This window comes from Paeniglutamicibacter psychrophenolicus (assembly GCF_017876575.1).
Lineage (GTDB): Bacteria > Actinomycetota > Actinomycetes > Actinomycetales > Micrococcaceae > Paeniglutamicibacter > Paeniglutamicibacter psychrophenolicus.
Map to the genome: position 1 here is coordinate 2,058,591 of NZ_JAGIOE010000001.1, position 23,584 is coordinate 2,082,174.

At 68.4% G+C, this 23,584-nt stretch carries 21 protein-coding genes, 3 tRNA genes and 1 pseudogene; 14 read left to right on the forward strand and 11 right to left on the reverse strand.

Annotation, left to right across the window (positions count from 1 at the left end):
• The first annotated feature begins 1 nt into the window (after position 1).
• From JOF46_RS09245 to JOF46_RS09270, 6 genes are all read left to right on the forward strand, one after another.
• A complete protein-coding gene (locus tag JOF46_RS09245) occupies positions 2–688 on the forward strand; it encodes an MOSC domain-containing protein (protein ID WP_209907054.1) in 687 nt (228 codons plus the stop codon).
• A gap of 340 nt (positions 689–1,028) precedes the next feature.
• Positions 1,029–3,038, forward strand: a complete 2,010-nt coding sequence (locus JOF46_RS09250) for a DEAD/DEAH box helicase (RefSeq protein ID WP_209907055.1) — start codon at positions 1,029–1,031, stop codon at positions 3,036–3,038.
• 1,001 nt (positions 3,039–4,039) lie between these two features.
• Positions 4,040–4,111: transfer RNA gene (locus JOF46_RS09255), tRNA-Thr, on the forward strand.
• Between the two features lie 71 nt (positions 4,112–4,182).
• Positions 4,183–4,256: transfer RNA gene (locus JOF46_RS09260), tRNA-Met, on the forward strand.
• A 484-nt stretch (positions 4,257–4,740) separates the two neighbouring features.
• The gene (locus tag JOF46_RS09265; protein WP_209911772.1) at positions 4,741–5,436 is read left to right on the forward strand and encodes a VTT domain-containing protein; all 696 of its coding nucleotides are present in this window, start codon (positions 4,741–4,743) and stop codon (positions 5,434–5,436) included.
• Positions 5,437–5,605: 169 nt separating this feature from the next.
• A tRNA-Thr gene (locus JOF46_RS09270) sits at positions 5,606–5,677 on the forward strand.
• A 68-nt stretch (positions 5,678–5,745) separates the two neighbouring features.
• On the opposite strand, the gene JOF46_RS09275 is transcribed toward JOF46_RS09270, so the two are convergent.
• Positions 5,746–6,354 (reverse strand): DedA family protein, encoded by a 609-nt coding sequence (locus JOF46_RS09275; RefSeq protein ID WP_209911775.1) that lies wholly within the window; start codon positions 6,352–6,354, stop codon positions 5,746–5,748.
• A gap of 352 nt (positions 6,355–6,706) precedes the next feature.
• On the opposite strand from JOF46_RS09275, the gene JOF46_RS09280 reads away from it, so the two are divergent.
• The 8 genes and pseudogenes from JOF46_RS09280 to JOF46_RS09315 all read left to right on the forward strand — a co-directional run bounded on the left by JOF46_RS09280 (position 6,707) and on the right by JOF46_RS09315 (position 14,434).
• Positions 6,707–8,716: a MinD/ParA family ATP-binding protein gene (locus JOF46_RS09280; protein WP_209907056.1), complete on the forward strand. Its 2,010-nt coding sequence runs from the start codon at positions 6,707–6,709 to the stop codon at positions 8,714–8,716.
• Position 8,717: 1 nt separating this feature from the next.
• A complete protein-coding gene (locus JOF46_RS09285; protein ID WP_209907057.1) occupies positions 8,718–9,653 on the forward strand; it encodes a DUF2797 domain-containing protein in 936 nt (311 codons plus the stop codon).
• A 32-nt stretch (positions 9,654–9,685) separates the two neighbouring features.
• Positions 9,686–9,979, forward strand: coding sequence for a hypothetical protein (locus tag JOF46_RS09290; protein WP_209907058.1), 294 nt, complete (start codon positions 9,686–9,688; stop codon positions 9,977–9,979).
• Positions 9,980–10,049: 70 nt separating this feature from the next.
• Entirely contained in the window at positions 10,050–10,499 is a 450-nt protein-coding gene (locus JOF46_RS09295; RefSeq protein ID WP_209907059.1) for an FAS1-like dehydratase domain-containing protein, read from the forward strand.
• Positions 10,499–10,939, forward strand: coding sequence for a MaoC family dehydratase (locus tag JOF46_RS09300; RefSeq protein ID WP_209907060.1), 441 nt, complete (start codon positions 10,499–10,501; stop codon positions 10,937–10,939). Before JOF46_RS09295 ends, JOF46_RS09300 begins: the two co-directional genes overlap by 1 nt.
• 56 nt (positions 10,940–10,995) lie before the next feature.
• Entirely contained in the window at positions 10,996–12,189 is a 1,194-nt protein-coding gene (locus tag JOF46_RS09305) for an MFS transporter (RefSeq protein ID WP_209907061.1), read from the forward strand.
• A 10-nt stretch (positions 12,190–12,199) separates the two neighbouring features.
• A pseudogene (locus tag JOF46_RS09310) lies at positions 12,200–13,279 on the forward strand (UDP-N-acetylmuramate dehydrogenase); the annotation flags it as partial.
• An 18-nt stretch (positions 13,280–13,297) separates the two neighbouring features.
• Positions 13,298–14,434, forward strand: a complete 1,137-nt coding sequence (locus JOF46_RS09315; protein WP_209907063.1) for a winged helix DNA-binding domain-containing protein — start codon at positions 13,298–13,300, stop codon at positions 14,432–14,434.
• 174 nt (positions 14,435–14,608) lie between these two features.
• On the opposite strand, the gene asd is transcribed toward JOF46_RS09315, so the two are convergent.
• The 10 genes from asd to JOF46_RS09365 all read right to left on the reverse strand — a co-directional run bounded on the left by asd (position 14,609) and on the right by JOF46_RS09365 (position 23,581).
• Positions 14,609–15,727: an aspartate-semialdehyde dehydrogenase gene (asd, locus tag JOF46_RS09320; RefSeq protein WP_209907064.1), complete on the reverse strand. Its 1,119-nt coding sequence runs from the start codon at positions 15,725–15,727 to the stop codon at positions 14,609–14,611.
• A gap of 73 nt (positions 15,728–15,800) precedes the next feature.
• Entirely contained in the window at positions 15,801–16,229 is a 429-nt protein-coding gene (locus JOF46_RS09325; protein WP_209907065.1) for a hypothetical protein, read from the reverse strand.
• A gap of 66 nt (positions 16,230–16,295) precedes the next feature.
• Positions 16,296–16,556, reverse strand: a complete 261-nt coding sequence (locus tag JOF46_RS09330) for an NF038396 family protein (RefSeq protein WP_245348066.1) — start codon at positions 16,554–16,556, stop codon at positions 16,296–16,298.
• Positions 16,538–17,047, reverse strand: coding sequence for a dihydrofolate reductase (locus JOF46_RS09335; RefSeq protein ID WP_425355081.1), 510 nt, complete (start codon positions 17,045–17,047; stop codon positions 16,538–16,540). Before JOF46_RS09335 ends, JOF46_RS09330 begins: the two co-directional genes overlap by 19 nt.
• Before the next feature lie 59 nt (positions 17,048–17,106).
• The gene (locus tag JOF46_RS09340) at positions 17,107–17,910 is read right to left on the reverse strand and encodes a thymidylate synthase (protein WP_209907067.1); all 804 of its coding nucleotides are present in this window, start codon (positions 17,908–17,910) and stop codon (positions 17,107–17,109) included.
• A gap of 140 nt (positions 17,911–18,050) precedes the next feature.
• Positions 18,051–18,437: a GntR family transcriptional regulator gene (locus JOF46_RS09345; protein ID WP_209907068.1), complete on the reverse strand. Its 387-nt coding sequence runs from the start codon at positions 18,435–18,437 to the stop codon at positions 18,051–18,053.
• Positions 18,434–20,131 (reverse strand): hypothetical protein, encoded by a 1,698-nt coding sequence (locus JOF46_RS09350; RefSeq protein ID WP_209907069.1) that lies wholly within the window; start codon positions 20,129–20,131, stop codon positions 18,434–18,436. Before JOF46_RS09350 ends, JOF46_RS09345 begins: the two co-directional genes overlap by 4 nt.
• A 79-nt stretch (positions 20,132–20,210) precedes the next feature.
• Positions 20,211–22,079, reverse strand: a complete 1,869-nt coding sequence (locus JOF46_RS09355) for a hypothetical protein (protein ID WP_209907070.1) — start codon at positions 22,077–22,079, stop codon at positions 20,211–20,213.
• 108 nt (positions 22,080–22,187) lie between these two features.
• The gene (locus tag JOF46_RS09360) at positions 22,188–22,523 is read right to left on the reverse strand and encodes a GNAT family N-acetyltransferase (protein WP_209907071.1); all 336 of its coding nucleotides are present in this window, start codon (positions 22,521–22,523) and stop codon (positions 22,188–22,190) included.
• 92 nt (positions 22,524–22,615) lie between these two features.
• Positions 22,616–23,581, reverse strand: a complete 966-nt coding sequence (locus JOF46_RS09365; RefSeq protein ID WP_209907072.1) for an NUDIX hydrolase — start codon at positions 23,579–23,581, stop codon at positions 22,616–22,618.
• Positions 23,582–23,584 lie beyond the last annotated feature (3 nt).

Here is a 23,584-nt window from a genome sequence, read left to right on the forward strand (position 1 = left end):
CATGAGCCCGAACCCCGCCACCGGCCACCCCGAATCCGCCGACATCGCCCGCGGGCACCTGGAGGCGGTGTGCGTCGTCCACGCGCTGAAGCCCGACGCCGGCGCGGTGGGCATCACCGCCATCGACAAGCGGCCCGTCACCGGGCCGGTCAAGGTGCGCAAGATCGGGCTCTACGCCGACACCCAGGTGGACCGCGAGCACCACGGCGGCTACGACCAGGCGATCTACGCCTACTCCACGGCCGAGGCCGAACGCTGGGGTGCGGAACTGGGTCGGGAAATCGTCGCCGGGCTCTTCGGGGAGAACCTGCGGATCTCCGGCATCGAAACCTCCGACGCCGTGGTGGGGGAGCGCTGGCGGATCGGCGCCTCCGTCGTCGTCGAGGTCACCTGCCCGCGGATTCCCTGCTCCACCTTTGCCCGGCACCTCGAGGAGGAAAACTGGGTGCCCCGGTTCACCGAACGCGGGGACGTCGGCTGCTTCCTGAGGGTCATCCGCACCGGCAAGATCCGTGCGGGCGACGAGGTCGTGGTGCTTTCGCGTCCCGGTCACGGGGTGCGGATCCGCGATGTCTTCTTCGGCCCCACACCCGGGCAGGCACAGGCGCTGCTGGCCCACCAGGAGGCCACCGGCCACCGGCTTCCGGACAAGGTCCTGCGCACGCTGCCCGGTGCCGCGGGGCAGTAGTCCGGAAGGTCCCGGACCCGGCAAAAGAACGGATTCAAGCCGCGAACGGGCACATCATAGTCCGGTTTGCCACCCCGTGTGCGCAACCTCACCGGCATTAAGTACCCCATGTTGCGCCAAGGGCGATAAGATTAGGTGTTCACTGTATCCGGCTTCCCTCGCATTCTGCCCAATTCTTGAGGCAGGAGCTGTCGTGTGTGAGCCCGCCATCTGATGCGGGTTGTTCCTTTCATAGGGGAGTCGCCGGACCAAAGTGATTGAGTCCGATTGTGCTGCGGAACCTCGTTGATACGGGGTCCATCCGCCCCTATGAATGAGGTAATTCTCTTTGTCTTCTGACATGCCCGAAAACCAGCCCACCGCCGAAACCAAGACCGAAGAAGACTCGATCCTCTTCACCGATCTGGGCCTCGACGGCCGCGTTCTCGCCGCCGTCTCCGACCTGGGCTACGAAAAGCCCTCCCCGATCCAGGCAGCCACCATCCCGCTGCTGCTCGAAGGCCGCGACGTCGTGGGCGTTGCCCAGACCGGCACCGGCAAGACCGCCGCGTTCGCCCTTCCCGCGCTGTCGAAGATGGCCGAACTGGCCGACCTCAACGGCACCGCCCGCAAGACCCAGGTCCTGGTCCTTGCCCCGACCCGCGAGCTCGCGCTCCAGGTCGCCGAGGCCTTCACCTCCTACGCCAAGCACATGGGCGACTTCACCGTCCTTCCCGTGTACGGCGGATCCGCCTACGGCCCGCAGCTTGCAGGCCTGCGCCGCGGCGCCCAGGTTGTCGTTGGCACCCCGGGCCGCGTCATCGACCACATCAACAAGGGTTCCCTGGACCTGTCGGACCTGCAGTACGTGGTCCTTGATGAGGCCGACGAAATGCTGCGCATGGGCTTCGCCGAAGAGGTCGACAAGATCTTGGAGGCCACCCCGGAAGAGAAGCAGGTGGTGCTGTTCTCGGCCACCATGCCTTCCTCGATCCGCCGCATCTCCAAGCAGTACCTGCGCAACCCGCAGGAAGTCTCGGTCAAGTCGAACACCTCGACCGGCAGCAACATCCGCCAGCGCTACGTGCAGGTCATGGGAGCCCACAAGCTCGATGCCATGACCCGCATCCTGGAGTCGGAGAAGTCCGAGGGCGTCATCGCCTTCGTTCGCACCAAGATGGCAACCGAGGACCTGGCCGACAAGCTCAAGTCCCGCGGCTTCACCGCTGCAGCCATCAACGGCGACATCCCGCAGCAGCAGCGCGAGCGCACCATCGAGAACCTTCGCGATGGCAAGATCGACATCCTGGTTGCCACCGATGTCGCGGCCCGTGGCCTCGACGTGGAGCGCGTCTCCCACGTGATCAACTTCGACATCCCGCACGACACCGAGTCCTACGTGCACCGCATCGGCCGCACCGGCCGTGCCGGCCGCTCGGGCGACGCGATCCTCTTCATGACCCCGCGCGAAAAGTACTTGCTGCGTGCCATCGAAAAGGCCACCCGCCAGACGGTGGAGCACATGCACCTGCCGAGCGTTGACGCAGTCAACGACAAGCGCCTGGCCAAGTTCGCCGACCAGATCGGCGAGACCATCTCCTCGCAGGACCTGACGGTCTTCCGCAACCTGGTGGAAAAGTACTCGGCCGAGCACGAGGACATCACCGAGGTCGAGATCGCCGCGGCGCTGGCCCATATGGCACAGGGCGGCCGCCCGCTGCTCATGCAGGAAATGCCTGCGGCCCCGGCCAAGCAGGCACGCCTGGCCAGTGGCGGACGCGACGGATTCAACTCCCGCGGCCCGTCCCGCTCCCTGACCGAAGGCAACGCCACCTACCGCATCGCGGTCGGCCGTCGCCAGCGCGTCATGCCCGGCTCCATCGTTGGCGCACTTGCCAACGAAGGCGGCCTGACCTCCGCCCAGATCGGTGGCATCGACATCCGTGCCGACCACACCCTGGTGGAACTGCCGGCAGACCTCTCCTCGGAGCAGATCCGCTCGCTGTCCCGCACCCGCATCGGTGGCGAACTGATCCACCTCGAGCTGGACAACGGCCGCAGCCCGAAGTCCGACCGCGAAGGCGGCTACCAGGGTGGCGGCGGACGCGGCGGCTACAGCGGTGGCCGTGGCGGTGGCGGCGGCTACCAGGGCGGCGCACGCAGCGGTGGCGGCGGTGGCTACCGCGGTGGCAACGACCGTCGTACCGAAGGCGGCTCCTCCGAGGGCGACCGCGGCTACGACCGCAACGCCGGTGGCGAGCGCAGCGGTGGATACCGCGGCAACGCCGGTGCCGGTGCAGGAGAGCGCAGCTTCGGCGGCTCCTCGCGCAAGCCACGCACCACGGGCGGCCCGCGCCGTCGCGATTACTAAGCACTAAATAGCCAAGACCCCCGGTGAGGGGTGTCCTTCCTGACAAGGAGGGGCACTCCCGCCGGGGGTCTTGCTTTTCCCGGCCCCGGCCCCTTGCGTGTTTGGCCCGTTCCCCGCCGTGCGGCGAGGAGCCGGCAGACCATGAACCAGATGCGTCCATGCCGTGGGGGATCATCTGCAACCACGGGTGCCAACCGGAATTTGAGCGTGCCTTCGCGCAACCGCCGGATCTCCGCGGAGGCGACATCCGGCCGCCCATGCGGGATGCGGGTTCGTGCATTGGAAGGGCAGCCAGGGAGCCCCGGACGAAGACCGTTGAGCTGTGAGCCGTTCCCGGCCCATCGCCGCCGTGGTGGGGGCGGTAGCGTCCCTTGCCGGCCAGCCAGGGAGAAGCCCGTGAGGTGGCCAGCGACAGTTCACGGACTCGCGATGGGAGCGCTGCCACCAAGGCCGCAGCAGTGCCCTCGGCGGGACCCCGCGACTCCAGCCGAAGCAGGTCGCGCCTGCGGGTGATTGGGGGACCCCTGCGCGAGCGCGCATCCCCTTTTGAGTTGCTTCGGCTCCTGTGCAGAACCCACGGTGCGTCCAGGATGCGATCCCGCCTGGAAGCTTCCCTGCGCATCCGGAGGAATTACGGAGCCCATCCATGAAGCGGGACAATAGTCCGGATCCGATGCCTGCCTGTTTCCGCCAACGGCAACCCGTCCCAACACGGGGGAGAAGGCGGAAGGGGAGCCAGGCGCGATTCCGGACCGGCGCATGAGCGAACCTCCCGGCTAAGGCGTCCCGGAGGCGACACCCGTGGCCGCCGTCGCCGCCATCACGGGAACAGGAGCATTCTGCGGCATCGCCCCGCACCGAATGATCGGTGATTTGCGTCACTGCATCCCGGCGCGAATGACAGCCTGACGTGCCGCTTTCGGCGGATTTTGTGCGGTCGATCACAAAGTGCCATCCCGATTTCACAGCGCCGAAAATTGCTGGTAGAGTTCTTACTCGTTGCCCCCCTAGCTCAGTGGTAGAGCGCGTTCTTGGTAAGAACGAGGTCACCGGATCGATTCCGGTGGGGGGCTCTGAATGGAATGGCCCGCGTCTGAGTCGGCCCGCAAGGGAACCTGACGCGGACGCGGGTCTTATCATTCGTGGCGGCTTAGCTCAGCTGGTTAGAGCGCACGACTCATAATCGTGAGGTCCCGGGATCGAGTCCCGGAGCCGCTACACAATGAAAACCCCGGAAGCCCAACGGTTTCCGGGGTTTTTTGTGCCCAAAAGCAGGCCGAAAATTGCCGAGGTGTGCCCGAAGGTGGGCCCCGTTTTGTCTTCCCGCGCGTTCCTTCCGGTGGCATCCTTGGGCCTATCCGCTGAGTGAGCGGCGCGGGCGGTTGCATGGCTGTGGCCTGCGAGGCATGAAATGCCGGTCCGCCCGAGATCCGGGATTCCGGGCGGATGGAATTCCGCTGCGGTCGAGCCCACTGGAGTCGGCGGTACCGGACCGGCAATCGCCGTTTCCGCTGTCCACCAGATCCGGCTTGTAGGTTGGCCGGCTCGGTTGATTCAACGATGGTGGCGCAACGCGGCTTTCGCTCCCGGGATCAGCCCGGCGGACGTGTCCGAGTGCAAGCCGTGAGTTGGCTGGCAAACCGGTTCCGACCGGTGTTGGCCTGCCTGGGGAACGAAGTGGTGCCGTAGGCTTTGTTCGGTGATCCCACTCCTGAATTTGCATGCAACGCTGGCTGCGATTGCGGTGCGGCCGGTGTCGGCGAGCTTCCTGCCGGACTGGCTGAACCCCGATGTCTTCCTGCGGAATCCCGCATTGGGCCCGTGGGCGATCCTGCTGATCTGCGGCATCGTGTTTGCCGAGACCGGACTGCTGGTGGGTTTCTTCCTGCCAGGTGATTCCATGCTTTTCACCGCAGGGCTTCTGGTTGCCACCGGCGCCCTGGATGTCAGCCTGCCGTTGTTTGCGCTGTTCATCTTTATTGCGGCCTTCGCCGGTGACCAAACCGGATACCTGATCGGCCGCAAGGCCGGCCCCGCAATCTTCAACAAGCCCGATTCGAGGCTCTTCCGCAAGGAGCATGTCTACAAGGCGCATGTCTTCTTCGAACGCTTCGGCGGGCGGGCCGTGGTTCTTGCCCGATTCGTCCCGATCGTCAGGACGTTCGTCCCGGTGATCGCCGGGGTGGCGCACATGCGGTACCGAGTCTTCGCGCTCTACAACCTCCTGGGTGCCCTGCTGTGGGGCGTGGGCGTGACACTGCTGGGTTTCTGGTTGGGCCAATACGAGTGGGTCGGCAAGAACATCGATGTCATCTTCATCGCGATCGTTCTCGTTTCCGTCATCCCCATTGGACTCGAGCTGCTGAAGGCAGGGCGGCGCAAGGCAGCCGAAAGCTGAGGCACCGGGCCATCGGGATAGTGGGTCGGCATGGCCCCCGGATGGGGCCGGCGGCCGGCTTCGAGGGAACGGAAACGCACGCTCGAGGACACCAGAGTGTGGCGTTGGTCATGTCCGCGGTTTTCGATGTGCAATTTGGGTCGATCATTGGGTAGAGTATTTTCTCGTTGCCCCCCTAGCTCAGTGGTAGAGCGCGTTCTTGGTAAGAACGAGGTCACCGGATCGATTCCGGTGGGGGGCTCGATATAAAATCGCGGTTTGACCCTGATGAAGGGTCCAACCGCGGTTTTCGTTTTGCGTCGGAGCCGGCTATTTCCGCAACGACGTGTTCCCGCTGACCCGGGAAACGATCCGGTCGATGAGGATCCCCAATCCGATGGCCACCGCCACGGCGACCGCCATGCCCAGGAGATGGTGTTCCTCGAACCACCGGCCGGCCAGAATCCCGATGAGGACGGAATAGGTCGCCCAGCCCAGGCTGGAGAAGCAGGTCAGGATGATGAAGGTCCGGTGCGGGAAACCCGTGGCTCCCGCCACCAGGTTCACCGCGACACGACCGATGGGAACGAACCGGGCAACCAGGATCAGGGAGACCGGGCGAAGCCGCAATTCGTAGCCGGCCCAGGCAAAGGCGTGCTGGAGTCGCTTGCGGCGCATCCAGGAAAACCTGTCGGTTCCGATGCTGCGCCCGATCAGGTATGCCACGTTGTCGCCGACGAAGGCACCGAGGCCGGCGACCAGCCCCAGTAGCCAGGGGTTCGGGTTTCCGTGGGTTGGCACCAGGGAAGCCAGCGCAACAACCAGCGATTCGCTGGGCACCGGCGGGAAGAAGCCGTCAATCGCGCAAAACAGGAAAATCATCAAATACGACAAGGGGTTTCCGGCAGCCGCGAAGATGAAGGCACTTAGCGCGTCCAAGGCGGTGGAGAAAAAGTCCAAGAGAATTCCTGTTCGTTCAATGTCCCGGGTTGCCAATCAGGTCAGCGCGAGCTTCCACCTCCAAGGCTAGCCACGACACATACCATTTCCTACTTTGGTGGCGCCTGTGATCAAGCCGACTCAATCCGGCGGTTCACGTGGGTTGCCCGATAAGATGGACGAAGTGCGAAAGCCGCAATCATGCGTGCCCGACCTGGAAGGTTGGACTCGTTGGGGTCATTCGCTCTCGACGACCATGAATCTCCAGGAGAGGACGAAGCACATGCCGAAAGCGGACTTCAACCAAGAGTTCCCGACCCGTGCTTCCCTGCGGCGCGCCCGCCAAGCCGAAGTGGCAGCACAAGAACAGGCCAAGGACCAAGCGAAGAAGGCCGCGGCAAAGCCTCGGGTGCTGGATGAATTCGATGCCGTTCCCGAAGCCGGCCTCGAAGGAGCCCCGGCCGCAACCGCCAAGCCAGGACCTGCCGGCCCTGTCAACACCGCAGGCGCCGCAACCGCCAAGCCAGGACCTGCCGGCCCTGTCAACACCGCAGGCGCCGCAAACGCCAAGACCGCACCGACAGCCGCGTCGAGCGCAACGGCCCCCGCAAAGCCGCAACCCAAACCGGCTCCGTCAGCTTCGGTGAGGCCCGCACCCGCAGCCGCCGAACCCGCCCCGGAGAAGGGCGGCAACGACACCAAGAACGTGAACAAGCCCGCTGCCGCTGCGCAGGCGCCGACAATTGCCAAGCCCGCGGCCAAACCAGCAGCACCAGCGCCAGCAGCCGCAAAAGCACCGGATGCCAAGGCCGTGCCGCCCAAGGCCGAGGTGCAGACTGCAGCCGTCGCCAAGCCCGCGGCCCCAGCTGTAAACGCCGCCAAGCCCGCCGCGCCCGCAGCCACTGCTTCCCCGAAGCCTGCCGCGGCCGCTGCCCCGGCCAAGCCCGCTGCCCCGGCCGCGAAGCCGGAAGCTGCCAAGCCGGCGGCCACCCCCGCAGCAAAGCAGGCTCCCGAGGCGCCAAAGCCAGCACAGGCCGCCGCCACACCTGCAGCGAAACCCGCTCCAGCCGCAGCAAAGCCCGCACCTACCGTGGCAAAGCCTGCTCCGGCGGCCGCAACGCCCGCAGCAAAGCCTGCTCCCGCGGCAGCTACCCCCGCAGCAAAGCCTGCTCCCGCGGCCGCCACACCGGGTGCGAAGCCCGCGGCAACACCCGCCAAGCCGACGGCCGCGACGGACAACAAGCCTGCCGCTGCCCCAGCCAAGCCTGCTGCACCCAAGCCGGTTGCTCCGAAGCCGGTCGAACCCAAGGCCACCGGCAACCCTGCAGCGCCCGCCGCGGCAGCGGCCAAGGCCGCGGAGACCGCCGCACCGACCGAGGACCTCACGACGCCCGAAGGACGCCGCCAGGCCTTCCGCGAGATGAACCCGGCAGCCGGGACCCGCGACACGTTCCTGCGCCCCGAGGACGAGACCACGTTCCGTGCCGAACGTGGTTTCCGCGGCTTCCTCACTCGCCTGGGCTTCAACATGGAACCCTCGGCCGAGGAAGTCGAGGAACGCAAATGGCGTCGCGTCGTCGGCACCCGGATCACCGAACACAAGACCATCTCCGTGGTCAACGGCAAGGGCGGAGCCAACAAGACTCCCACCGCGGTGCTGCTCTCGGCCGTCTTCGGCCGCAACACCGGTGACCCGGTCCTGGTCTGGGACAACAACGGAACCCGCGGAACCCTGGGCTGGCGCACCGTCCAGGGGCCGCACACCGCCCATTCCATGGACCTGCTGGCTGCCGCACCGCGGCTCAAGGACGTGAAGGTCGGGGATCCCGTCATCCACGACTACACGCACTATCAGCCAGAGGACTGCTACAGCGTCCTGCGCACCGACCCGACGTTGCTGGCCAGTGAGCAGTTCGTCAACGCCGCGGACTTCGACGCGCTGCACTCGATAGCTTCGCGCTTCTTCTCCCTGACCATCATGGACTCGGGCAACGACGAGTCGGCCGAACGCTGGATGCGCATGATCGACCACACCGACCAGCTGGTCATCGCCAGCACCACCGTGGAGGAACACGCCGAGGCCGGCGCCCTGCTGCTAGAGGCCTTGGCCAAGCGCGGGGGACACTACAAGGATCTGGCCCAGAACGCCGTCGTCATCGTTTCCCAGCACCAGCCCCACGGCAACAGCGAACAGCTTGACCGCATCGCCCACGGCTTCGGCCGCCTGGCCCGCTCCGTAGTCACAGTCCCCTACGACGCGGCACTGGTCAAGGGGCAGATCCGTTTTGAGGGACTGCGCCCGGCAACGCGCCGGGCCTGGCTGCACGCCACCGCCGCCGTGGCCGGGGCACTGCACGGCTGAGGTGGCAACCCCCGCCCTGCTCTGCCGCGGGATCCGCTGGCCAGCGGCCCCCGGAACCCCGTCGCTGGTCCTCGATGATGAAAACCAGCACGCCCGCGACGTGGCGCTCGAAGAGGGAACCCGGCTTGGCTTCACGGTGCTGCCCGGACGCTGGTGCCTGGGTCACCAATTGATCGCCGACAGGACCCACCGCACCCTAGTGCCCTGCCCGACCGGCTCCCTGGTTGCCAGCGGCACCCAGTGCGCACCTTGCGAGGCCGCCGACCAATCCCGGCCGATGCATGAATTCCATCGCACGGGCCGCGCTTCTCCTGGCCTGCGCGACTACCTGGACCAGCCGCACTGGCTCTACGTGGCGACGTTCGCCCAGGGAACCACCAAGGTCGGCACGGCCGCGAACCCCAGCAAGTGGCGCCGCCTGGCCGAACAGGGCGCGATCAGCGCCCGCTATGTCGCCTGGTGCCCCGACGGGGTCTCGGTGCGCAACCTCGAGGACCTTCTCACCAGCGAGCTTGGATTCACCCAACAGGTCAGGGCCAACTCCAAGGTCCGCGGCCTGCTGGAAAACCACGCGACCACCGCGGAACTCGATGAGCTCAACGCGTCCAGGGCCGAGGCCGCGCGCACCCTTCTCGCCCAGCTGGACCCGGGAACCCTGGCCGGTTCGCATGCGGTCGAGGAAGCCTGGACCCCGCCGCCCCAGGGACAGGTCCTGCTGGCCGGGTTCGACGCCCACCGGCTGCAGCCCTACCCGGGGAACCTGGCCGAAGGATCCCACGGTTTTTGCGTGGCCGCGGTCTCCGGGCAGGTGCTGGGCGTGGAATTGGGCGGGCAACCGGAGATGTTCGTGGCCAATGCGGCACTGTTGAAGGGGCGCAAGCTGGCGCTGGGCGAACATGTGACACAGTCGCCACCGGTCCAGGGCGCACTGTTCTAAGCCGATTTGCGGCGCTGAATTAGGATTGGAGCATGACCAATACCCCCTGGGAAGCTTCCTCCGGACTGTACAAGAAACTGGCCATCGGGTCGATGGTGGTTTCGGGCACTGGCATCGTCCTGGCCCTGATCGGTGCCAACACGCACAACCGGCCGCTGATGTACACGGCCATGGGCATCATCGGCATCGGACTGGTGACCCACATGATCGGGATGGGGATCCGCGCCCGCGACGCCAGGGCCTGGCGCGTCTCCCAGGGCCTGGTCCGGCCCCGGCCGCCCAGGCGCGGCAAGCGCAACAAGAACACCCCCGGGGACACCCCCTAGCAGGATCCCGGGCCCCACAGCTTTCACACCCAAGCATCAGCACTCGTCCCACACAGGAGCGGCACAACCGATGAGCATCAATCCCGACTTGGCAGGCCGGATCTACCCGGCCCAGGAGCCCTACGTGGTGGGCCGCGAAAAGATCCGCGAATTCGCCGCCGCCGTGAAGGCCACCCACCGGGCCCACTACGACGTTGACGCCGCGGCCGAACTGGGCCACGGCGACCTGCTGGCCCCGCCGACCTTCGCGATCATCGTCGCCCAGCGCGCCGACGCGCTGTTGGTCAATGATTCGACCAGCGGCATCGACTTCTCCCGCGTGGTGCACGCCGACCAGCGCTTCACCCACCACCGCCCCATCGTGGCCGGGGACCAGCTGGTCGCCGAACTGCACGTGGACACCGTGCGCGCCATGGGCGGCGGGGCCATGATCAGCACCCGCGCCGAGATCGCCACCGTCGACGGCGAAAAGGTCGCCACCACCGTTTCCTCGATTTTGGTACGCGGAGAGGACCAGTAATGATCGACTTCGACACCCTTGAAAAGGGCCAGCAGATAGGCTCCACCACCGTTTTCGTGAACCGCGCGGACCTGGTGCGCTACGCCGGCGCCTCGGGGGACTTCAACCCCATCCACTGGAACGAGCGCTTCGCCACCGAGGTCGGGCTGCCCGGGGTCATCGCCCACGGCATGTTCACCATGGGGGCCGCGGTGCAGCTGGTCACCGACTGGGCGCAAGACCCCGGCGCCATCGTGGACTACCAGACCCGCTTCACCAAGCCCGTCCCCGTCGCGGACCCGGCCGGAACCAACCCGTCCGAGACCCGGGGCACAGCCATCGAGGTCGTGGGCACCATCGGCGCACTGGACACCGAGGCCCGCACCGCCCGCGTGGACCTGGTGGTCAGCGTCGAGGGCACCAAGGTCCTGGTCAAGGCCCAGGCCGTGGTGCAACTCTGAAACCAGCACCGGAATCCGCGGCGCCCGCCCCGGCCGGGCGCCGGGGCAACCCCGAGGTGATTCCCTGGCGCAACGGCGTGCTCGCGCTGTACCTGGGCTCCGGGTTGCTGCTCTCCACGCTGGTCTCCCGGCTGCCCTCGGTGCGCGACGCGCTGGGGCTGAGCCACGGGGAGGTCGGCCTGCTGCTGCTGTGCATGACGGCCGGGTCCTTCGCCTCGGTCTCGGTCTCCGGGTTCGTGGTGATGCGCCTGGGCTCCAAGCGGACCCTGGTGCTCGCCGCCTCGCTGGCCGCCGTGTCGCTGGGCATGGTCGGCCTCGCGGCCGCCGGCATGCACTCGCTGCTGCTCACCGGGACCGCGCTGGGGCTCATGGGGGCGGGCAACGCCGCCTGGAACGTCTCCTCCAACGTCCAGGGGGCCGCCATGGAGCGGGCCCTGGGCGTGCCGATCATGCCGGTGCTGCACGGCTTCTTCTCCGTGGGCACCGTGCTGGGCGCCGCGGCCGGGGCCCTGGGCGCCGCGCTGCACCTGCCCATTTCCTGGCACTTCGCATTGATGTCCGTGGCCGTGCTGGCCATCATCCACACCGGCACCCGGACCTTCAGGCCCGATGCCTCCAACGTCGGGTCCGGGCACTCCAACAAGTCGCTGCTGGCCGACGCCTGGCGCGAACCGCGCACCATGCTGCTCGGCGTGCTGGTGCTGGGCATGGCACTGGCCGAGGGCGCGGCGGGGGACTGGGTCGCCCTGGCCCTGTCAGACGGCTACGGGGCCATCAACTCCGTGGGCGCCATCGGCTACGGGGTCTTCGTCACCGCGATGACCCTGGCCCGCCTCGGCGGCGGGTTCGTCCTGGCCCGGCTCGGGCGCGTGGTGGTCATCCGGATCTCCGCGGCTTCCACCCTGGCCGGACTGCTGCTCTTCGTCTTCGGGCCCTCGATGCACACGGCCTTCGCGGCCCTGGTGTTCTGGGGCCTGGGGGTCGCGCTGAGCTTCCCGGTGGCGATGACCGCGGCGTCGGATGACCCGATGCGTGCCGCCGCCCGCGTCTCGGTGGTCTCCACCATCGGCTACGGCGCGTTCCTGGGCGGGCCCCCGCTGCTGGGCCTGCTGGCCGATGCCGTCGGGCTGCTGCATGCCCTGGGCTACGTGGGCATCCTCGTGGCCGTCTCCTTCTTCCTGGCCCCGGCCGCCGGCCCCCGCAAGGCCGCCGCCGTGCCGGAACCCGCAACCAACACCACCGAACACTAAGGCGCACACCACCGTGAACACCCAGCTGCTCGCACCCCTGACCACCACCGGCGTCGGCGGCCCCGCCGGCACGTTCGTCCGAGCGCACACCGAAGCGCAGATCACCTCCGCGGTGGCCGCCGCGGACGCGTCCGGGGAGGAACTGCTGATCGTCGCCGGCGGCTCGAACCTGGTGATCGACGACGCCGGGTACCCCGGCACGGTGCTGCAGGTCGCCAATCGCGGGGTGGTGATGGGCAAGAAGCTCTCCGACGGGCGCATCCGCGTGGACATCGCAGCCGGGCACCCGTGGGACGACGCCGTCGCCCAGACCCTGGCCGCGGGGCTCTCGGGGCTCGAGGCCCTGTCCGGGATCCCCGGATCGGCCGGGGCCACCCCGGTGCAGAACGTCGGCGCCTACGGCTCCGAGGTCGCCCACACGCTGCTCGAGGCCAAGGTCTACGAACGTGCCACGGGCACCACCACCCACTTCGGGAATGCCGGGCTGGGATTCGGCTACCGCGATTCGCTGCTCAAGCGCACCACCGCCAACGGCTCCCCGCAATACGTGGTGCTCTCGGTGTCCTTCGCGCTGGAGGCCCGGCCCGACTCCGCACCGATCCGCTACAAGGAGCTGGCCCGCACCCTGGGCGTGGCGGTGGGCGAACGCGCCGACGCCGCGGCGGTGCGCGCCACGGTGCTCCGGTTGCGTGCCTCCAAGGGCATGGTGCTGGACGCTGCGGACCGCGACACCTATTCCACCGGCTCCTTCTTCACCAACCCGATCGTCCCGGCCGCGGTGCTCGACTCGCTGCCCGAAGGCGCCCCGAACTTCCCGGTGGACACCCCGGGCATGGTCAAGCTCTCGGCGGCCTGGCTGATCGAGCAGGCCGGCTTCGCCAAGGGCTTCGGGCTTGCCGGCACCGCCGGAGAGCAGCTGGCCGGAGGGCGGGCGGCGCTGTCCACCAAGCACACCCTGGCCATCACCAACCGCGGACACGCGTCCAGCGCCGACGTGCTGGCCATTGCCCGCGCGGTGCGCGCCGGGGTGCTGACGCGCTTCGGCATCGAGTTGCACAACGAGCCGCTCTTGATCGGCTGCGCCCTGTAGGGAATCGTGGGGTGCACCATGGCACCGCACCCGATCAAGCTCAGTAGCCCGCAGCGCACCGCCGTCGCGCGCATGCGCCTGGCCGCCCAGGGCCTGCTGCCGCGCATTCCCGTGGCCACCATGGCGGCGGGGGCGTCCAGCCCGGCCGGCGTCGTCTCGGCGATGGGCATGGTCCAGGCCCAGGACCTGCCCCAGGGATGCTGGGCCGTGGGGGTGCGGCTGCCGGGTTCCGGGCTCAGCGACATCCACGCGGCCCTGGCCGACGGGTCGGTGATCCGCTGCTGGGGCGCCCGCGGCACGCTGATGCTCATCGCCCCGGCGCTGCACGCCGTCTTGCTCTCGGTCACCGGACCGCGGATGGACGCCGCGATGGCCGCGACCCGGGCGGCGGAAGGCATCACCGAGGCCGAAATCGCGCGCCTGGCCGATGTCGCGCTCGAACGCTGCTCCGGGGCCGGGGCAACCCGTGCCCAGCTGCTGGCGGCCTTCGAACAGGCAGGTTCCAGCATCGCCGGGCAGCGCGGCTACCACCTGATCGTGGCGGTGAGCCTGCGCGGGGTGATCGTGCAGGGCCCGATGGAGCCCGGCAGCAACACCCGCCAGCTGTTCATGGCCACCGACCAGTGGATCGGGCGCCGCGAGCCCTCCCCGGACCCCGAGGAGGCGCTGCGGCTGCTGGCCGGGAACTACATCCGCTCCCACGGGCCGGCGACCGCCGCGGATTGCGCCTGGTGGCTGGGCATGCCGCTGGTTCCGGTGCGCGGGGCGCTTGCCGCGCAGCAGCGGCAGCTGCCCGGGCGCTCGCTGGGCGGGGAGGTGTTCCACTTTGCCGAGGAGCATTCAAACCGCTGGGCAAGCCTGCACGGGGCACGCGGGATGCTCGCGCTGCCGGGTTTCGACGAATTCCTGCTGGGCTACAAGGACCGCTCTGCGGCGCTGGCCCCCGAACACGCCCAGGCCGTGACCCCGGGAAAGAACGGGATCTTCCTGCGGACCCTGGTCTCCTCCGGGCACGTGGTGGGGACCTGGGCCGTGGAGGGCAGCGGGGGAACCCTGCGCGCGCGAAGCACCGTCTTCGAACCGGCGCACTCGGCCCGCAACGAGGCAGCGATCCGGCGTGCCATGCAGGCCTACATGGATTTCCGGGCTTCCTAAACGGGCCTCCCCAACGTGCTTCCAAGAGCTCGACGGCGGCCCGGGTCCAGGCAGCCGCCACCGACTCCCGCCCCCGGGGTTCCGGACAGTCACCTTCCGGGCACGCAAAAGGCCGGCCGCCGCCCGCAGCCCCGGCCAGGGGGCAACGGACGGCGACCGGCCGGCAAGCTGTGCCTAGAGGCGGCCCTGCGCGATGGCCAGCATGCGGCGCAGCGGCTCGGCAGCGCCCCAGAGCAGCTGGTCGCCCACGGTGAAGGCGGAGATGTACTTCGGGCCCATCTCCAGCTTGCGGATGCGGCCCACCGGGATGTCCAGGGTGCCGGAGGCGGCGACCGGGGTCAGCGCGTCGACGGTGGCTTCCTTGGTGTTCGGTACGACCTTGGCCCACTCGTTGTCCTCGGCCAGCAGCTTCTCGATCTCGGAGACCGACAGGTCCTCGGTGAGCTTGAGGGTCAGGGCCTGGGAGTGCGAGCGCATGGCGCCGATGCGGACGCAGAGCCCGTCCACGACGACCTTGTTGGCCTCGGTGTTGCCCAGGATCTTGTTGGTCTCTACCCCGGCCTTCCACTCTTCCTTGGACTGCCCGTTGCCCAGGTCCGAGTCGATCCACGGGATCAGCGAGCCGGCCAGCGGCACGCCGAACTGGGTGGCGTCCAGCCCGCCGCGCTGGGCGGCAAGGACCTTGCGGTCGATTTCCAGGATCGCGGAGGCCGGGTCGTCGAGCTCGGAGGCAACGTGGTTGTTGATGTCGCCGAACTGGGTCAGCAGCTCGCGCATGTGCCGGGCGCCGCCGCCGGAGGCCGCCTGGTAGGTCATCGAGGTGCCCCACTCGACCAGGCCGTTCTTGAACAGCCCGCCCAGGCCCATGAGCATGCAGGAGACGGTGCAGTTGCCGCCGACGAAGTCCTTGGTCCCGTCGCCCAGCGACTTGTCGATGACGTTGCGGTTGACCGGGTCAAGCACGATCACCGAGTCGTCGTTCATGCGCAGGGTTGAGGCCGCATCGATCCACAGGCCGTCCCAGCCGCGCTTGCGCAGGTCGCCGTGGACCGCCGAGGTGTAGTCCCCGCCCTGGGCGGTGACGATGATCGGCAGCTTGGCCAGGGTGTCCAGGTCGTAGGCGTCCTGCAGGGCGGGTGCGCCCTCGGCGAAGGCCGGGGCCGCGCCGCCTGCATTGGAGGTGGAGAAAAATACTGGGTCGAGGTTCGCGAAGTCGCCCTCGTCCTGCATGCGTTGCATCAGGACGGAGCCGACCATGCCGCGGTAACCGACAAAGCCAACGGAAGAAGTCATGGTTCCAGCTTAAGGGGTGAAGGCCCCGCACGCGGATTCGGTTACGGAATGCGCAGGTGCGCAGGTGCGGCGCTCAGGGCAGGTCCAGGGGTGCAGCCAGCAGCGGCTTGGGCAGCTTCCGGGCCTTGCGCAGTTTCCGGGCGCGGTGCTCGGCCATGCCCAGGCGCGTGAAGTACCAGGCGATGACGGCCGCGAACAGCTCGACAAAGGGCAATCCCGCCATTTCACCGGCCGTGAACACCGGTCCCGAGACCATGAAGATCCCCAGGGACAGGACCATGGCCCAGAGGAAGCCGGCGCCAACGAACATGCCCGGCCCGGTGGTGATCTTGGCACCCGCGCCGCCGGTGGTGAAACCGATCTCTTCGGCCAGGTAGCTGAACAGCTCCCCGTCGGTGGTGCGCACCAGGAGCCGTTTTTCACCCCGGGCCACGGCCGGTTCATGGGCCAGGACCACTGCCTTGTCACGTTCAACGAGTTCGGGATCGTAGTACTTGAACATGCTCTTGCGGGGCCGGCCGGGCGGGTTGGGCTGTTCAGGCCGCTGGGGTGCCCCCGGGGGCGCGGCTCACTTGCCCTGGCCGTCGTCCTGCCCGGCCAGCAGCGCCTTGCGCATGCCCACCAGCTTCAGCGAGCCGAACGCGAAGACCTGCGTGAAGACCAGCAGCAGCACCAGGCCCATGATCTTGGAGCCGGTGAGGACCATGAACAGGCCCAGCCCGGCAAGGATCAGTGCGAATAGCGGGAAGAGCATGTAGCCGAGCACAAAGAGTCCCTCGGGGCTGGTCTTCAGCGCGTTGATGGCGTCCTTCATGCCTTCTGCTCCCATGCCTCGACGCGGTACTGCGTGCCGTTGGCGGCGGTGAGCCATCCGGCCTCCGGCTCCGAGAGCGACTTGCTCCATCCGTTATCCAGCGCCGGGGCACGGGTGTCGCCCTTCGGGGAGGCGTTGATGACGGTCTTGACAGCCAGGTGGGACTGGCCGGCGAACATCGAGTAGATCTCGCCGCCGCCGATGACCCAGATTTCTTCGGCGCCCTCGGCCGCGCGGGCGGCCTTTAGTGCCTCCTCGGCGGTGGCGACGGGCACCGCTCCGGCGGTGCGCAACGCGGTGTGGCGTGTTCCATCGCGGGTGATCACGATGTTGGTGCGCCCGGGCAGCGGGCGGAACTTTTCCGGGAACGACTCCCAGGTCTTGCGGCCCATGATCACCGGGTGGCCGGTGGTGGTGGCCTTGAAGTGGGCCAGGTCCTCGGGCAGGGACCACGGCATGGTGCCGTTCGCTCCGATGACGCCGTCCGCGGCCTCGGCCCAGATCATGCCGATGCGTTCGGGGGCGGTGGTTTCGGCGCGGTGTCCGGCGCCTTGGTTTTGGTTGCTCATACGGCGATGGGGGCCTTAATCGTCGGGTGGTGTTGGTAGTCCTCGATCACGAAGTCCTCGAGCGTGTAGTCGAAGATCGAATCGGGGGTGCGCGTGATGCGCAGCTGCGGGTAAGGGTACGGCTCGCGGGTGAGCTGCTCCTTGACCTGCTCCAGGTGGTTGTCGTAGATGTGGGTGTCCCCGCCGGTCCAGACGAACTCGCCGCGCTGCAGACCGAGCTGGTCGGCCATCATGCAGGTCAGCAGCGCGTAGGAGGCGATGTTGAAGGGGACGCCCAGGAACATGTCGGCGCTGCGCTGGTAGAGCTGGCAGGAAAGCTTGCCGTCGGCCACGTAGAACTGGAAGAACGCGTGGCAGGGAGGCAGCGCCATGTTCTCGATCTCGGCGACGTTCCAGGCCGAGACGATGTGTCGGCGCGAGTCCGGGTTGGCGCGCAGCGAATCCACGACCTGGGAAATCTGGTCGATGTGCCGTCCGTCCGCGGTGGGCCAGGAGCGCCACTGCACCCCGTAGACCGGTCCGAGCTCGCCGTTCTCGTCGGCCCACTCGTCCCAGATCCTCACGCCGTTCTCGCGCAGGTAGGAGGTGTTCGAGTCGCCGCGCAGGAACCACAGCAGCTCCACGGCCACGGACTTGAAGTGCACCCGCTTGGTGGTGATCAGCGGGAAGGATTCGGAGAGGTCAAAGCGCATTTGTCGGCCAAAAACGCTCGAGGTACCGGTGCCGGTCCGGTCTCCCTTGGCGGTGCCATGGGCCAGGACGTCACGCAGCAGGTCTTCATACGGGGTTTGAATCGTCACCGCATCAGTCTAGCCGCGGGCGGGCTGGTCAGGCGGAAACGACTGTCCCGGACACCCCGAATGCGCTAATGATCACCACGAAGGGACCGGCTGCAAACAGGGTCGCGGCTGGTCCCGCACCCTTGGGTTGCCGCCTGGAATCAGGCCCGGTCGGTGGCCCGCAACCGCCCCTGGACCAGTGAGAGCAAGGTGGCGTCCTCGATGCCGGCGGCGCGCGAGGCGGCGATGAGTTCGGTGATCCGCAGCTGGATGTCCAGGTCGGCTTCCAACTTGCTGCCCGACGGGGTGTGGGTCACCACGGTGCCCAGCCTGCGCCTGGATTCGATCAGTCCCAGTGCCTCGAGCTCCTTGTAGGCGCGGGCCACGGTTCCGGTGGCCACGCCTAGGTCCGAGGCCAGGGCCCGGACGGTGGGCAGGCGCGAGCCGTCGGCCAGCTGACCCACGGCGATGAGTGAGGCGATCTGCGTGCGGATCTGTTCGAACGGGGGAGTGGCATCGCGCAGGTCGACGGTGACCAGGGCGCTCATGGGGTGCTCGTCGCGGGCGTCGGGGTGGCGGGCTTGGGTGACGGATACGCGGTGGCGGCCGGCAGCAGGCACAACGCCACCCCGAGCACCAGGCACAGGACCTGGGCTCCGGAGGGAGCTGCGCCGGCTTCCTCGGGCATGTAGTCGGCGTACCTGGCCGGAACCCACCACCACGGGCTATACACGATGCCGGACACGACCAGCGACACCCCGCCGAGCACGCGGGCGCCGCGATGGGCAAGGACCACCCGGAGCTGGAGGTCCTCGGCGGCGCTTGCCCCGGCGACCGCGGGGCGGCGCGCCGCGTGGCGATGGAGCAACACCGCCAACAGTGCGGTTCCGCCCAGGATGCCGAGCATCCAGGCCACCGCGATCGAGAATTCGTCGGGGGAGCCGAGCGCGAACATGGCGATGCTCGCCAGGCCGAAGGCCACCGCGGCACCGATCAGCGTCGTGAACCAGCGGGGCAGCAGGTTCCGCCGGGGAACGTCCAGCTCCACGGAATCACCCAGGCGGCGCTTGATGAGGTGCGAGGCCAGAAGCTGCAGCAGCAGGTAGTAGCCGGCAGCCAGGGCGAGCGCGAGCGCCATCGCCTCGATCCCCTCAAGCCGGCTCGGGGGCGGGAGGTGGACCAACGTCTCAACGGCTTGGCCGTCGACCATGGTCGTCTCCCAGGTGGCGGTGCCCGCCTCCGGGGATCCGAGCCCCGCGGCCAGCGCCGCGACCCCCACGAGGGCCACCGCCAGCACCTGGGCAAAGAGCAGGATTCCACGCGCCTTGGCGAATCCGGCGGAATTCCGGTCGGCGGTGCGCGGGGTGTCGGAGAGCACCTTCGGCAAGCGCGGCGGAGCCCAGGCGGCCATGGCCACGATGGCGGCGATCATCCACACGGCTCCGCCGCCCAGCAGCCAGGACACGGCGGCATCGGTCTCGATGTAGTGCGTGGCATCCACGACCGCGCCCGGCCCAAACCGGGCGGCGCGGCCACTGGCGCTTTCCGCCAGGTAGTTCAGCGCCATGGCCCCGAAACCGGAAACCACGATGACCGCGGTGCGCAGCAGCCGGTTGATCCAGATGCGCCGCAAGGTGTCGTTTTCCTCGGTGCTCAACGTCTGCAGGGGAGGGCGCTTGACGACCAGGACGATGACGGCCAGGGTGCTCGCCAGGACGGTGCCCAGGCCACCGGCGAGGTAGGGGGCGACCCGGTGGCCCGGCAGCGTTCCCGACATGTCGGCCGACAGCTGCGCGGCGCCTGGATCGTTCCAGGCCACGGCGATTGCGACGCCGGCCAGCAGGGCAGCGAGCACCAGCAGGCCGGCCATCAGCTTCGGTATCAGGCCGGCGACGCTGCGCACCTGGAGCGAGGCCGAACGCACCGGCTGCAGGTGCCTCGGCCAGGTGAACTGCCCCAGGACATAGATGAGTCCGAGCCACAGGCCCGGCGAGGCCGCCGTGATGATGCGCGAGGCCGTGCCGGGATCCCCGGGGACCGGGGTGTCGGGGATGGACCAGAGGCCATCCAGACCCGAGACGCCGCTGGCGAAGAGCGCGATGACCGCGGTCCAGAAGGCATGGCTGGAAATGTTGCGGGCCCGGTTGCCGTGTGTCGCATTGCTGACAAAGAACCTGAGCAGGAAGTAGATGAACGCGGCGGACAGCGCGAAGCCGACGCCGGCGGCGGTTGCTGCATTCATTTCTTGGGCTCCCCACGGGTTTGACGAACTGCGGTGGATGGGTGCCGGACGGTGTGCGTCCGGGCGGTGGCCAGAGCGCTCAATGGTTGCTCAGGCTAAGGTCCGGGGTGTCGAACAGCGCAGGGCGGTAGGCGGTGGACGCCGGCAGCAGACACAACGCCACCCCGAGCACCAGGCAGGTGATCTGGAAGCCGGAGGGGCCCGGGTCCTGGAACGAACCCGCAACATAGCCGAAGTCGGTCGCGACCCAGTAGCCGGGGGTGCCCAGGATGCCAGCGATGATGAACGACGCCCCGCCGAAGGTGCGGGCCCCGCGCTGGGCCACCAGCACACGCAGCTGGTCGTCTTCGACGCCGCTGGCCCCGCGGAGCACCGGCCGGCGTGCGGCCATGCGATACAAGCCCCAGGTGAGCGCTGCGGCCAGCAGCAGGATGCCCAGCAGCCACCAGGCCGCGGCGGCAAGCGCCGGCGGGCCGGCGAGCAGGAACGTGGCGATGCTCGCCACGCCCGTGGTCGCGGCCAGGCACAGCACGACCACAAACCAGGTGGGCAGCAGGTCGGTGCGCGGCCGACCGAGGGCAACACCGCTGCCCAGCCGGCGGGACACGATCCAGGCCGCCAGTCCCTGGACCAGGAAGTATCCGGCGATGACCAGCAACATCGTGACGGCGTAGCCGCCCAGCTCGTCCAGCTGCGCGGGCCCGTCGGATGAGACCAAGCGGTGGACCTCGTCCCCGTTCCCGTCCACGACTTCCCACACCTGGCTGCCGGTCGAGGACGACGCGGTCCAGGAGGGGAGCAACCCGAGCATCGCCACGGCGATGACCGAGGCACCCTGGGCCAGCAGCAGGAAATCCCGGGCCTTGGAAAACGATGCGGACGGCGCTCCGGGTCGGCGGCCGGTGAACGAAGCCGAGGCGTCCAGCTTCGGCGGCCCGAAGGCCACGATGAGCACCAGCACCAGCAGCATCCAGATCGTTGCGATGCCGTTCATCGCGTTGGCCTGGTCCTGGGCCGTCGAATCGAAGTGGGAACCGGCGTCGCCGAGGGGAATGCCCCAGTCGGCGCGGGCCCGCATGCCCTCGGCGACGTAGCCCAGGGCGGCCATGCCGAAGCCGGTGACGGCGAAGATCGTGGTGCGCAGCAGCCGGTTGATCCAGATGGCGCGCAGCACCGCGTTCTCCTCGGCGTCCAGGGAATCCAGCGGCGGGCGGCGCACGACCGCGGTGGCAGCACCCAGGGAACCGAGCAGCACCAGCCCGAGCCCGCCGAGCAGGTACGGGCCCACCATGTCGCCGGGCCGGGTTCCGGTGATGGGCCAGATGGCCGGCTCGTCGGCCTCGGCGCGGGTGGTGTGGCCTTCCGGGTCATCGAGGTCCAGCAGGTTGCCGTCCGTGTCGACCGGATTGCCGTACCCGTCGGTGCCCCCGTCGTAGATCGGCAGTTCCATGCCCATGGATGCTTGGTTGCCCACCCGGTCGGGGACCCCGGAATCGTTCCAGGCCACGATGATGAGCACCGTGCTGATCGCGGTGCACAGCAGCAGGAAGCCGGCCAGGAACCTCGGGACGAGGGTCTTGAGCCGGCGCACCTCCAGAGAGGCGGCGCGCACCGGCTTGAGGTGCCGCGGCCAGGTGAACTGGCCCAGTATGTAGACGATGCCCAGCCAGAGCCCGGGGGCCGCGGCATGCATGATGAGCGTCGGGACGCTCGTGGTCGCGCTGCCGGTCTCCCTGAACAGGTTTTCTCCCGGGTTGGCCCACAGGTTGGACAGCCCGGAGGTGCCCGAGGCCAGGAACGCGATCAGCGCGGTCCAGAAGGCGTGGCGCGAGATTGCGGCCGTGGCGTTGGACGCGCTGGGCTCGGCGACCAGGAAGCGCAGCAGCACGTAGATCAGCGCCGCCGAGATGGCCAGGCCGGAACCGATGGCGGTCAACGCACCCATCATGGGGAACCCCTTTGCTTGGAACTTTGTCTCAATGTATCAACTCATTGAGACAAAGTCCGTCCGTTCGGGGATTTCGGTCCGGCGCGGCCAAATCGTTACGGAAGGTGCTCAGGCGAGCAGGTCGTTGTACTCCGGGTAGCGGCGCAGGTAGTCCTGCACATAGGAGCACTCCGGGACGATCTTCAGCTTGCGGGCACGCATGTCCTCGAGCACCAGGGTGACCAGCGCACGGGCATAGCCGCGCCGTCCGTACTCCTCGTTGATGATGGTGTGCTGCAACGTGGCCACCTCGCCCTCGACGCTGAAGCCCAGGAATCCCACGTAGGTCGCGCCGTGCCACAGGCTGTAGCGGCCGCGGTCCTCGTCGTGGTCCAGCCGCAACCCCTGGTGCGCGATCTTCTCCCCGGCGTTGCCGTGGACTGGTGGGGAATCGTGTCGGGCCATGATGCACTCCTTGAACCGTTGAGCCGTGAAAAACACAACCGGGGCGCCGCGCATTCGGGCACCTACCTAGAGACTACCGCGAAGGGTGCACGCTAGTCCTCAAACGCGTCGTAAACTTCCACGGAGACGAGTTTGCGCTTGCCAGAGACCGGTTGGTGGACCACGATGAGCGCCCCGGGGCGCAGGAACGGGTCCAGCTCGGGCAGGAAGGCGGCCAGCACCGAATCCATCCGGCCGCGCAGCTCGGAAAGCACCAGCGGCAGCACCGGGCGGTGCGTGCACACCGCCTGCGCGCGGCGCTTGTCCAGCAGCTTGGCGACGGTGCGCTGGGCCTTTTCCGGGCGGCGCGTGGCCTCGTGCTCGGTGATCGCCGGCAGCATCTTCACGATGAAGCGGTGCTGCTTCACATAGGGTGCGACGGTCTGCACGCAACGGGTCCACGGGCTGGAGGCGACCTTGGCCGGGCGCCAGGAACCCAGCAGCCGGGCCACGGCCAGCGCCTGCCGCTGGCCGGTGGCCGCCAGCGGGCGCTTGCCCTCCTCGCGGGTCCAGTTGGAGCGCGGCTTGGCCTTGGCGTGGCGCACCACCACAAAGGGGTGGGTGTCCAGCTTCCCGGCCCGGTGCGCCGCGACCAGCGCCTCCAGCGGTTCCAGGTCCCCGGGGTTGGTCAGCCAGGAGCGGGCCATCTTCGGGGTGGCCCAGCGCACCGCGTCGGTTTCCTTCCCGTCCGGGACCGGCGGGGTGCCTGGGGACTTCGCGGCCCAGTAGTAAACGACCTTGGACCCGGCGCCCACCTGGTAGGTCATCGCCGGCAGCGGGATGCCCAGCACGATGTCCAGCCCGACCTCCTCGAAGACCTCGCGGGTGGCGCACTCGGGCAGGGTCTCCCCGGGATCGAGCTTGCCCTTGGGCCAGGACCAGTCGTCGTACCGGTCCCGGTGGATCATCAGGACCTCGAGCCCGCCGCCGTTGACCCGCCAGACCAGGGCCCCGGCCGCCCGCACCGCGAAGTCGCCGGCGCGGATCTGCTCCGAATCGCTTGAACGCACGAAATGCACGCC